The sequence below is a fragment of the Nonomuraea sp. NPDC004580 genome (genome assembly GCF_040609855.1).
GTDB lineage: Bacteria > Actinomycetota > Actinomycetes > Streptosporangiales > Streptosporangiaceae > Nonomuraea > Nonomuraea salmonea.
This window is the reverse complement of sequence record NZ_JBEXLH010000069.1, coordinates 32,899-43,859: the sequence shown is the minus strand read 5'-3', so window position 1 is coordinate 43,859 and position 10,961 is coordinate 32,899. Positions and strand designations below refer to the sequence as shown.

The following is a 10,961-nucleotide window of genomic DNA, read 5'->3' as shown; positions in this document are numbered from 1 at the left end:
CAAAAAAAACGCCCCCAGAACGGTCATGAAAGCCACGCAGAGCCCGAAGTGACCGGTCACCCACCCCCCACGTTCACATCCCCGCAGAAAGCAACCAAGCACCGCCCAGCCCCATAACCGGCGCGCCGGCACGAGAACCGCCGACCGGACAAGCTCGGCTGAGAACCCGCACCGGAGGACCCGCACGGCGTGAGAGCCGGTCAGCTTGCCGCGACGGGGTGACGCTTGCCTGCCGCGGCGAAGCGGCAGGCAAGCCGCGAGGGCAAGAAGCCGTCCAGCAGGGAGATGCGCGGACAGCCCGCCGGGGCGGGGGCAGCCCGTTGCCCGGTGAGAGGGTCCGCGCCGAGATGCGGCACGACCCCTGCGACGATAGTGGCGTCAGCCTGCCGCGACGGCGGCTCGCCGACCGGCAGAAGGGACGTGGTCGCTGCGGGGAGGTGGGGTCAGGATGCCATGGCGGGTTCGCCTGCCGTAGCGGGGTGAGGGCGCAAGCAGCGGGACAGGTCGCGTTCGCCGCAACCGTTTGGCCGAGGCCGTGGTGTCGGACCCTCGCGGCGGTGGAAGCGGAACCTCGCGTGAACAACCCGGCCAGGGGTGCGGGGGCGGCTGGGCGCGGGTGAGGACGCGTTCGCCCGCGACCGTGGTGTCAGTCCCTGCGGCGGGCAGGCGGGGCCTCGCGTCGGTTGCCAGGGGGCTGGGGATGGCTGGGGGTCAGCCTGCCAGTGGGACGTCCACTGGCAGTTGTGGCTGGCCCGGCACGCCGAGGAGGTCTTCGATGGTGCAGACGAAGGTCTCGGCCTCGGCGAGGATCTCGTCGGCGTCGGCCTGGCTGACCCGCCGCACCATGCCCGCCTCGGCGGCGGCGCGCTTGGCGGCGGTCATCGAGAAGTAGGCGGCCCACTCGGCCAGCGCGGGCTCGGCCTCGGGCAACTGCTCCCACGCGCTGCGCAGGCGTCGCCTGCGGCCCTCCGTGGGCCTGGGGCGGGCGGCCAGCAGGGCCGCGGCCGCGCGCAGGGCCGCCAGATGGGCGGCGACGTAGCGGGATGCGGGGGTGCGAGCGGCGCTCGCCTCCGCCAGGCAGGAACGGGAATCGGTCAGGTGTGCCCGAACCGCAGGCGACAGCCGGGGCCCGGGCGTTTCTCTAGGCCGTGGTGCCATCTTGCGCGCCTCCTTTGGAGTCGTGGGCGGCGCCGGCGTCTCCGCCGGTGGTGACAACAATCGCAGACGCCACCGACATTTCCGCCGGGCCGGCCGGACGAGGAGCTTCCCCTCTCCCCGTCCGGCCAGGACACGCCCACTCGTCTCCGCCGACGACGAGGACGTGCCCTTCGCCCGAGGAGCCTGGCCGCGGGGCTCGCTTGGGGAAGCGATGGCCCGCGACCAGGTCCTGGTGACGTTGAGCCGCGAGCCCCACCGTCACTAGATCGAACATAATTTCGATCACGCCCAGTTGTCAACCGGTTCGCGAACAAAGGTTCGATGACCTTGAAGCGAAGGGCATACGGCACAGGAAGGCGCAGGAAGCAGGGCGTGCGACATAGCGAACCGCCGCCGCGACCCAGGTCGCGGCGGCGGCGGCAAAACGGTGTGACGGGCCGCCGTGAACGGCCCTTATGACGGATCAGACGGCCCGGAGGCCGCCGGGAGACCGCCCCAGGACGGCGTCAGACGACCCGGAGGGTGGTCCTCACTCGACTGAGATCGCCCCCGACGGGCAGAGGGTCACAGCGCGGCGCACGGCGTCCTCCAGCTCCTGGGGCGGCACGTCCTGCAACAGCACCACCGTGCCTTCGTCCTCACTCTGGTCGAAGATCTTGGGCACCGTCAGCGCGCACATGCCCGCCCCGATGCACACCGATTCGTCTGCCTTGATTTTCATGGTGACCTACCAAGTGACAGGGAGGCGGTGCACCCCATAGATCGACATTTTCGAGCGCATCGGCACCTCCTCGGGTGTTACCGCCAAGCGTAGGCCAGGCAGGCGCTCCAGCAGTGCCGGGTACGCGATGCGCATCTCGGCGCGGGCGAGCTGCTGACCGAGGCACTGGTGGATGCCGTGGCCGAAGGTGAGGTGCCCGCCGGCGGGGCGGGTGATGTCGAGGTGGTCGCCGCCGGGAAAGCGCTCGGGGTCGCGGTTGGCGGCGGGCAGGTGGAGGGTGACGGTCTCGCCCGCCTTGATCGTGACGCCGTCGATCTCGACGTCCTGCCTGGCCACGCGGGTGGGCCCGAGGTGGATGATCGTGAGGTGCCGCAGCAGTTCCTCGACGGCGTTGTCCACCAGGGAGGGGTCGTCGCGCAGCGCGGCGAGCTGATCGGGGTCGGTCAGCAGCGCGTACGTGCCCAGCCCCAGCATGTTGGCGGTCGTCTCGTGCCCGGCGATCAGCAGGAGCACCCCGACTCCGGTGAGCTCGTCGTCGTTGAGCTCACCGCCCTCCAGGAGCCCGCTGAGCAGGTCGTCGGCCGGCCGCTCGCGCTTCTGCCGGATGAGCCCGTGCAGGTACGCCCAGACCCGTCCCAGCGCCGCCATCGCGTCGTCCGCCGACGCCTCGATGTCGAAGAGCTTCTTCGACTCCGTCTGGAACATCTCCCTGTCGTCGTACGGCACCCCGAGCAGCTCGCAGATGACCAGCGAGGGGATCGGCAGCGCGAACTCCTCCACCAGGTCCACCGGCCCGCCCTTGGCCTCCATGGCGTCGATGCAGTCGCGGGTGATCTCGGCGATGCGCGGTTCGAGGGTCTTCATCCGCCGCACGGTGAACTGCCCGGTCAGCAGCTTGCGGTAGCGGGTGTGCTCGGGGGCGTCCATGCGCAGGAAGAACCCGGGCGGCAGCTTGAAGCCGCGTTCGGCGAGCTCGGCCCGGGTGGAGGCGATAGGCGGGTGGTGCCCCTCGGGGTGGTTGCTGAGGTGGGGGTGGGCGAGCACCGCGCGGGCGGCGGCGTACCCGGTGACGAGCCACCCCAGGTGCCCGTCCGCGTATCTCATGCGGTGGATCGCCCCGTCCCGTCGCAGGCCGGTGACCTCGTCCGGCGGGTCGAGCGGGCGCTGGCGAGCGGTGACCAGGGTGACTTCGGACATGTTCGGCTCCTTTCCTCGCTACCTCTCCAGAAAACCTCGCGGGATGAAAAACTGCAACGAGTGTAAAAAATAACCGGGTGCACTATAGTGCCGCCATGGCTGAGGGACTGCGAGAGCGCAAGAAGCAGCGCACGCGCCAGGCGCTGATTCAGGCGGCGATGCGGCTGTTCGAGGAGAAGGGCTTCGAGGAGACGACGCTCGCGGAGATCGCCGCGGAGGCCGACGTGTCCACGCGCACGTTCTTCAGCTACTTCGCCAGCAAGGAGGACGTGCTCTTCTACGACGCCGGCGCCCGCCTCGAAGGGGCGCTGGCACGGCTTTCGGCCAGGCGGCCCGGCGACACGGTGGCCGACCTGCTGCTGCAGCTCATCGACGACAGCATCGGGCAGGCCATCGCGGGCGCCGGCACGTTCGACGCCGCCGCGGTGCGCGCGCGGCTCGTCCTGACCGTGCCGTCCCTGCAGGCGCGGGCGCTGCACGTGCTGCTGGACAGCCAGCTCATGCTGGCCAAGGCGCTGCACGAGGCGTTCCGCGACCGGCTCACCCTCTCCGAGGCGGGCGCGACGGTCGGCGCGCTGATCGGCGCGATCATGGTGGCGGTGATGACGGACGTCGACGAGAACCGGTCCGTTGAGGAGATCATGGCCACCGTACGGCGGGCCGGCGAGATCGCGCTGGCCGGGCTGCGCGCGCTCGGCTAGCACCGGCATCCGGTGAGAGGCTGTCTCCAAGAACCCCGAACGAGCGGAGAGGAGCGCGCATGGCGCGAATCGGGCGACCGGCCGGGCTCGTGCTGCTGGCCCTGGGTCCCGTGCTGGCGGCGGCGTACGCGGGCGCCGGCCACCTGGGCGTCCGCGCGGCGGTGCGGGCGCAGATCGCCGACCCCAAGTGGGAGGGCGGCACGATCGACGACTCGGGCATGACGTCCACGGGCACGGACGCCTGGCAGATGATCCTGCTGACGGCGCTGCTCGCCGGGCTGGTGGCGCTCGCCTATCTGGTCATCGGCCTGCTGCTGCGCCGCCCGCGCAGGGGCCGCACGGCGCTGCTGGTGGTCTCGGGCGTGCTGGTCCTGCCGTACACGCTGGCCTTCGCCGTCGCGCTGATCAACCCGGCCAGGGCGCTGGCGGGGCTGACCGGGCAGTCCGGGTTCGTGGCGGGCCTGCCCGGCTGGCAGTCGTACGCGGCGTACCTGATCCTGCTCGGCGGGCTGGCGCAGTCCGCCGGCATGGTGATGGCCGCCGCCGACGGCAGGCGCGCGGCGGCGGCCAAGAAGAGCCAGGAGAGCCCGCAGAGCTCAGCGGCCCAGGCGGGGAGCTAGCGGCGGAACCTGCCCCTGACGTGCACCGGCACGCCCTTGCCGAGCAGGCCGGGCAGCTCCGCCGCCACGTTCATCGGCATGCGGACGCAGCCGTGCGAGGCGGGATGGAGGGGGACCGACAGCGCGCCGTGGAAGGCGATGCCGCCGTTGAAGAAGATGGGGTTGTAGAGCTGGCCGAGGTAGGACCTGTGCCACCCGCTCACCCGCCACGTCGTCCGGTAGTTGCCGGTGGGGGTGCTGGCCGAGCCGCAGAAGCGCTGCTTCTTGCCCTGCCAGGTGGTGGTCTCGCAATAGGGGATGTCGCTGCCCGACGACACGTGGGTGATCAGCTTCACCTTGCCGCGCACGTACAGGACCATGACCTGCTTGGTGAGGTCGACCTCCGCGCGGGTGGGCCGGCCGTTGCGGACCAGCACCCGCGGCGCCGTCGGCGTCTCCAGCGCCTGCCAGGTGCGGCGGGCGATGGTGCTGGTCGGCTTGATGCCGTTGACCTTCTGGAACGCCCACACGGCGGCCAGCGTGGTGCCGCCGTAGCGCCCGTCGGCCTTGCCCGGCCGGTAGCCGAGCTCGGTCAGCCGCTTCTGCAGCCACTTGACCGCCGATCCCTTGGCGCCCAGCCGTAACGTCTTGCGCGGCGCCTCGACCGCGAGCCCGGGGTCGGCGGAAGGGGCGCTCTTCGCCGCCGCGGGAGGCGCGACGGAGGCGGCGGAGCCGCTCGGGGGCGGGGCGGCCGTACGCGACGCGATCTGTGTTCCGCACCCCGAGACGACGACCGCGCCGGCCGTCAGGAGGGCAGCCACCCCGGCCAGCCGTGGAAACCCCACAGGTACCACCTCTCACATTCCGTACATAAGTGATCACGGGACCCTACACCAGGACCTTTGTGGGAGTAATCGGGCGGCCAATCTGTTTAGAGTGTCCCCATGCCTGAGAAGTTGCCGTCGAACGCCGTCGTCGTCGAGTCCGCGCTGCGCGAACGCGGAGCACACGGCGAGATCGTGGTCCTGCCGGAGAAGGCCCCCACCGCCGCGGCGGCCGCCGCCCAGCTGGGTTGCGACGTGGGCGCCATCGCCAACAGCCTGATCTTCGACGCCGACGGCGCTCCGCTGCTCGTCCTGACCAGCGGCGCCCACCGCGTGGACGTCGAGCTGATCGCCCGTACGGCGGGCGCCGAGCGGGTCCGCCGGGCCACGCCGGAGTTCGTCAGGGCGGCGACCGGCCAGCCCATCGGCGGGGTGGCCCCGGTCGGGCATCCCGCCCCGGTGCGGACGCTGGTGGACAACTGGCTGAGCAAGCACGAGGTGGTGTGGGCGGCCGGCGGCCACCCGCACACGGTCTTTCCGACGACGTTCGACGAGCTGGTGCGGATCACCGGGGGTACGCCGGTGGACGTCGAGTAGTGTGCGACGGGTGATCGAGTTTCGCGGAGCCGGTCCGGCCCAGTTCACCGAACGGCTGGACACGGTGATCGGCATTTACACGGCGGCCATGAACCCGCCTCTCGACCAGATCGCCGGCCGCCAGACCATCATGCGCAATCACGCGACGTATCCCCATTTTCAGTGCTATTTCGCGGAATTGCGTGATTCATCCCCAGATTTGGCGGCTCCGGAACCCCGGATCGTGGGCTTCGCCTACGGCTTCAGGGGCGCGCCGGGCCAGTGGTGGCACGACGTCGTCGTCCGCGGCCTGGCCGACCGCATCGGCCAGGAGGCCGCGCACGCCTGGATGGGCCACGCCTTCGAGCTGGCCGAGATCCACGTGCACCCCGACTACCAGGGCAAGGGCATCGGCCGCCAGATGATCAGGACACTGTGCGCCGGGCGTCACGAGCGTACGGCCATCCTGTCGACCCACGACCAGCCCACGGCGGCCCGCCACCTTTACGCCGGCATGGGCTTCATGGACCTGCTCACCAACTTCGTCTTCCCCGGCGGCCACGAGGAATACGCGATCGCGGGCCGCCGCCTCCCCCTGACCTGAGCAGCCGGGCGAGCTGAAGACGGCGTGACCCCATGTTTACCGGCGATGACGCACGGGCACCATTCATGACGGAAAGTAGCCGACCCTTTACCCACCGTCTAGTGTCCCCTGCCCGTCACCCGCCCGGTCCCCCTGCGGGCGGGTGACGGGCCATTTCTACACGGGCCATTTCTACGCGGGCCATTTCTCCACGGGTAGGTTCTACGCCGGCAGGCTTGCGAGCTCCAGCCGCTGGAACACCTCACGCGACGCGCTCGACCGGTTGAACGTGATGAAGTGGATGCCGGGTGCGCCCTCGTCGAGCAGCCGCTGGCACAGCTCCACCCCGTGGTCGATGCCCAGCCGCCGCACCGCCGCCGGGTCGTCCTTGACCGCCTCGAAGCGGGCCGCGACGTCGGGCGGGAACGGCGCCCCCGACAGCTGCTCGGAGCGGGCGATCGTGCTCATCTGGGTGACCGGCATGATGCACGGGATGATCGGCGTGTCACAGCCCCTGGCCGCCACCCGGTCGCGCAGCCGCAGGTAGTCGTCGGCCTGGAAGAACATCTGCGTGATCGCGTAGTCGGCGCCCGCCTGGCACTTGCGGACGAAGTATTCGGTGTCGGACTCGATGGACGGCGAGCGCGGATGCTTGTAGGGGAAGGCCGCCACGCCCACGCAGAAGTCGCCGGACTGCCGGATCAGCCGCACGAGGTCCTCGGCGTAAAGAACGCCCTCGGGGTGGGGCACCCAGTCGGCGGTGGGATCGCCGGGCGGGTCACCGCGTACGGCGAGGATGTTGCGCACGCCCGCGTCGGCGAAGCGGCCGACGAGGTGGCGCAGCTCGCGCACGGAGTGGTTGACGGCCGTGAAGTGGGCCACCGGGGTGAGTGTGGTGTCGTGGGCGATGCGCTCGACGATGTCGACCGTCCGGTCGCGGGTGGAGCCGCCCGCGCCGTAGGTCACCGAGACGAACGTGGGCCGCAGCGACTCGAGCTCCCTGATCGCGCGCCACAGCTGCCGCTCGCCCTCGTCGGTCTTCGGCGGGAAGAACTCGAACGAGAACGACCGGGCACCGGAGGCCAGCATGTCGCGGACGGTGGGGACGCGATCGGGCCGGATGGAGGGTCGACCAAGAGCCATGCCGACAAGGCTACCCCGACAACCTCCGCGCGCACCGGCCAGAGCGGCACCTGGAGATCGAAGCCGAGATCGAAGCCGAGATCGAAGCCCGCTCCCCCGGCCACTAGTCTCAAGGCATGACCACTGACGCCGCCGGCATGGAGATCCTGCGCGCCCAGGTGGAGCGCGCCCTCGCCGAGTTCGTCGAACGGAAGCTCCCCGCCGGGGGCGAGCCCGAGTTCGCGCCGCTGCGCACGGCCGCCGACGCGTTGCTGTCGGGAGGCAAGCGGCTGCGGCCCGCGTTCTGCTACTGGGGGTGGCGGGGCGCAGGGGGCACCGACGTGCCCGGCGTCTTCGCCGCCGCCGCCTCCCTGGAGCTGCTGCAGGCCAGCGCGCTGGTGCACGACGACGTGATGGACAAGAGCGACCTGCGCAGGGGCATGCCGTCGGCGCACCGCCGCTTCCAGGCGATGCACGAGGAGGCGGGCTGGCACGGCTCGTCCGGGCAGTTCGGCGAGGGCGCGGCGATCCTGCTGGGCAACCTGCTGCTGCTCTGGTCGGGCGAGATGTGGCGGACGTCCGGGCTGCCGCGCGAGGCGCTGGACGCGGCCCGGCCCGTCCACGACCACATGCGCAGCGAGCTGATGTGCGGCCAATACCTCGACCTGCTGGAGCAGGCCACCGGGGAGAACACGTTCGACTCGGCGCTGCGGGTGGCGCTGTTCAAGAGCGGCAGATACTCGGTGGAGCAGCCGCTGCGGCTCGGCCTGGTGCTCGCCGCCCGGAAGGAGGCGCCGTGGATGGACGAGCTGTGCACCGGCTACGGCCAGCGCGTCGGCATCGCCTTCCAGCTGCGCGACGACATCCTGGGAGTCTTCGGCGACCCGGCGCGGACGGGCAAGCCGGCCGGTGACGACCTGCGGGAGGGCAAGCGCACGATGCTCGTGGCCCGCACCCTCGCCGCCGCCTCCCCCGCCGCCGCGGCCACCGTACGCCGGCTGCTCGGCGACCCAGGGCTGGACGAGCAGGGTGTGGCGGAGCTGCGCGGCATCATCGAGGACACCGGGGCGCTGCAGGAGTGCGAGGACCTCATCTCCGGTTATCTCGGCCAGGCGCTGGCCACGCTCGACGCGGCGCCGGTCACCCCTGAGGCGCGCGAGGCGCTGACCGAGCTGGCGATCGCGGCGACGTCCCGCAAAACCTGACCCCGCCAAGCCCGCGGGTAAGGAGGCGCCCGCGCGGGGAAGCGCGGGCGCCTCGCAGGCTCAGCGGGCCGGCCCCGCGGCCAGCCGCTTGGCGAACTCGGCGGCGGCCGCACCCGGGTCGCCGGCGTCGGTGATCGCGCGGACGACCACCACGCGGCTCACGCCGTACGCCATCACCTCGTCCAGGTTGCCCAGGTCGATGCCGCCGATGCCGAACCACGGCCGCGAGGTGCCGAGCGCCGCCGCGTGCCGCAGCAGTGGCGGCCCCGGCGCCGGGCGGCCCGGCTTGGTCGGCGTCGGCCAGATCGGGCCGCAGCAGAAGTAGTCGACGCCCTCCTCCACGGCCGCGGCGGACGCCTCGGCCGCGGAGTGGGTGGACCGTCCGATGACGACGTCGTCGCCGAGTATCTCTCGCGCGACAGTCACGGGAAGGTCGTCCTGCCCCAGGTGGAGCACGTCGGGCCGGGAGGCGTAGGCGATGTCCGCCCGGTCGTTGACAGCGAGCAGTTTTCCGTGCCGGTCACAGGCGTCGCGGAAGACTTCGAGGAGCGCGAGTTCTTCGCGTGCCTCCAGGCCCTTCTCCCGCAGCTGGATGATGTCCACACCGCCGGCCAGCACCGCGTCGAGGAACTCCGCCAGATCGCCGCGGTCGCGGCGGCCGTCTGTGCAGAGATAGAGGCGGGCCTCAGAAAGCGAGGGCTTGGGCACGCCGCTTGACCTCTGTGTGACGGCCCGCCCTGATCGCCTCGATGGGCGAGCCTGGCAGTGACTCGTCGGGGGTGAAGAGCCAGCGCAGCGCCTCGACGTCGTCGTAGCCGGCGTCCTGGAGCACGGTGAGCGTGCCTGGCAGGCCCTTCATCACGTCCTTTCCGTCGAGGAACACCGCGGGCACCTGTGGCCCGCCGCTGCCGCGGCGCACGCCGAGCAGCTTGTGGTCCTTCAGGAGTTGCTTGGCCCGCCCGATCGGGAGATCGAGGCGTGAGGCCACTTCGGGGAGGGTGAGCCACTCGTCGACGAGCTGGTCGGTCTCCCGGTCGATCTGTGCAACAGAAAGCGTCACGAAACCACAACTACCACATGCCGTCCTTGCTCAAACAACACAATCTCGTAGGGGCACTTGTGGATCTACCAGGCGTTCCGTGTCCAGCCGGTGACCCGCCTCGATGATGCGCCGGCCCTGGACGAGATCGCGCGGCCGGTCCACGGCCAGCACCGCGGCAAGCGTATCGTCCGCCGTGAGCCAGACGGCCGACCACTTGCCCTCGGGCTCGCCCCGGTGCACGATCCGCTCGCCCGACGCGTGGTGGCCGGCGTATTGGAGCATGTGGCCGAACTGCTCCGACCAGAAGTACGGCACCGGGTCGTAGACCGCCTCCTCCCCCATCAGCGTCGCGGCGGCGACCTCGGGGGCGTTGATCGCGGTGTCCCAGTGCTCGACCCTGAGGCGGGCGCCCCAGCGGCGCGACCACCAGGCGGCGCAGTCGCCCACGGCGACCACCCCGGGCAGCGAGGTGCGCAGGTGCTCGTCGGTGACGACGCCGTTGTGCAGGTCGATGTCGGCGTCGGCCAGCCACTCGACGGCCGGGCGCACGCCGATGCCGGTGACGACGACGTGGGATTCGACGAACTCGCCGCCCACCAGCCGGACTCCGCCCTCGTCGACCGACTCGACCATGGTGCCGAGGCGCAGGTCGATGCCGTCGTACCAGGGGATCGTGCGAGCGCCGAGCTCGGTGCCCACCGCGCTGGCGAGCGGGGCCCGCGCGGCCTCGATGACCGTCACCGTGCAGCCGGCGCGGCGGGCGGCCGTCGCCACCTCGGCGCCGATCCAGCCCGCGCCGATGACCGTGACCCGCGCCCCTGGGACGAGCATCACGCGCAGCTCATGGGCGTCGTCGAGGGTGCGCAGGACGTGCTGAGGGCCGTCGCCCGGCAGCCTGATCGGGTCGGCGCCGGTCGCGATGACCAGGCCGTCGTAGTCGAGCTCGCCCTCGGTGGTCTCCACGACGCCCGCGCGCAGCGACTTCGCCGCGACCCCTGGACGGAAGTCGGCCTGGAGCCGCTCGAGGTCGGTGTCGATGAAGCTGGTGTCGGCATCGCCCTTGAGCACCGCCTTCGACAGCGGCGGGCGGTCGTAGGGGCGATGGCGCTCCTGGCCCAGCAGCGTCAGGCGACCGGCATAGCCGCGCCCGCGCAGGGCCTCCACCGTGCGCACTCCCGACAGGCCCGCTCCCACCACCACGACATGCTCCACGGTCATGACCATAACGGGGGC

At 71.3% G+C, this 10,961-nt stretch carries 13 protein-coding genes; 5 read left to right on the top strand and 8 right to left on the bottom strand.

The features are described from left to right. Positions 1-711 precede the first annotated feature (711 nt). The 3 genes from ABZW11_RS39895 to ABZW11_RS39885 all read right to left on the bottom strand — a co-directional run bounded on the left by ABZW11_RS39895 (position 712) and on the right by ABZW11_RS39885 (position 3,076). On the bottom strand, positions 712-1,158 hold the full coding sequence (locus tag ABZW11_RS39895) for an SAV_6107 family HEPN domain-containing protein (protein ID WP_355429498.1): 447 nt from the start codon (positions 1,156-1,158) through the stop codon (positions 712-714). Between the two features lie 529 nt (positions 1,159-1,687). After that, entirely contained in the window at positions 1,688-1,879 is a 192-nt protein-coding gene (locus ABZW11_RS39890; protein WP_355429495.1) for a ferredoxin, read from the bottom strand. 6 nt (positions 1,880-1,885) lie between these two features. Beyond that, complete coding sequence (locus ABZW11_RS39885; RefSeq protein ID WP_355429493.1) at positions 1,886-3,076, bottom strand: cytochrome P450; 1,191 nt, start codon at positions 3,074-3,076, stop codon at positions 1,886-1,888. Between the two features lie 95 nt (positions 3,077-3,171). Here ABZW11_RS39885 and ABZW11_RS39880 point away from each other — a divergent pair, with 95 nt between their 5' ends. After that, complete coding sequence (locus ABZW11_RS39880; RefSeq protein ID WP_355429490.1) at positions 3,172-3,777, top strand: helix-turn-helix domain-containing protein; 606 nt, start codon at positions 3,172-3,174, stop codon at positions 3,775-3,777. Between the two features lie 59 nt (positions 3,778-3,836). Next, entirely contained in the window at positions 3,837-4,397 is a 561-nt protein-coding gene (locus tag ABZW11_RS39875) for a hypothetical protein (RefSeq protein ID WP_355429487.1), read from the top strand. Here ABZW11_RS39875 and ABZW11_RS39870 read toward each other — a convergent pair. Further along, on the bottom strand, positions 4,394-5,221 hold the full coding sequence (locus ABZW11_RS39870) for a L,D-transpeptidase family protein (protein ID WP_355429484.1): 828 nt from the start codon (positions 5,219-5,221) through the stop codon (positions 4,394-4,396). The genes ABZW11_RS39875 and ABZW11_RS39870 overlap by 4 nt on opposite strands. Before the next feature lie 99 nt (positions 5,222-5,320). On the opposite strand from ABZW11_RS39870, the gene ABZW11_RS39865 reads away from it, so the two are divergent. Next, positions 5,321-5,797, top strand: a complete 477-nt coding sequence (locus ABZW11_RS39865; RefSeq protein WP_355429481.1) for a YbaK/EbsC family protein — start codon at positions 5,321-5,323, stop codon at positions 5,795-5,797. A gap of 10 nt (positions 5,798-5,807) precedes the next feature. Continuing rightward, positions 5,808-6,380, top strand: coding sequence for a GNAT family N-acetyltransferase (locus ABZW11_RS39860; RefSeq protein ID WP_355429478.1), 573 nt, complete (start codon positions 5,808-5,810; stop codon positions 6,378-6,380). A gap of 201 nt (positions 6,381-6,581) precedes the next feature. Here the strand turns inward: ABZW11_RS39860 and metF are convergent, their stop codons facing one another. Then, the gene (gene metF, locus ABZW11_RS39855; RefSeq protein WP_355429475.1) at positions 6,582-7,502 is read right to left on the bottom strand and encodes a methylenetetrahydrofolate reductase [NAD(P)H]; all 921 of its coding nucleotides are present in this window, start codon (positions 7,500-7,502) and stop codon (positions 6,582-6,584) included. 116 nt (positions 7,503-7,618) lie between these two features. Here metF and ABZW11_RS39850 point away from each other — a divergent pair, with 116 nt between their 5' ends. Beyond that, complete coding sequence (locus ABZW11_RS39850) at positions 7,619-8,686, top strand: polyprenyl synthetase family protein (RefSeq protein ID WP_355429472.1); 1,068 nt, start codon at positions 7,619-7,621, stop codon at positions 8,684-8,686. Positions 8,687-8,746: 60 nt separating this feature from the next. Here the strand turns inward: ABZW11_RS39850 and thiE are convergent, their stop codons facing one another. From thiE to ABZW11_RS39835, 3 genes are read right to left on the bottom strand one after another with little or no spacing between them, the layout of a single operon-like run. Further along, positions 8,747-9,394: a thiamine phosphate synthase gene (gene thiE / locus ABZW11_RS39845; protein ID WP_355429469.1), complete on the bottom strand. Its 648-nt coding sequence runs from the start codon at positions 9,392-9,394 to the stop codon at positions 8,747-8,749. Beyond that, positions 9,372-9,746, bottom strand: a complete 375-nt coding sequence (locus ABZW11_RS39840; RefSeq protein WP_355429466.1) for an Rv2175c family DNA-binding protein — start codon at positions 9,744-9,746, stop codon at positions 9,372-9,374. The genes thiE and ABZW11_RS39840 overlap by 23 nt, the downstream gene beginning before the upstream one ends. Positions 9,747-9,776: 30 nt before the next feature. Further along, positions 9,777-10,946: an FAD-dependent oxidoreductase gene (locus tag ABZW11_RS39835; protein ID WP_355429463.1), complete on the bottom strand. Its 1,170-nt coding sequence runs from the start codon at positions 10,944-10,946 to the stop codon at positions 9,777-9,779. Positions 10,947-10,961 lie beyond the last annotated feature (15 nt).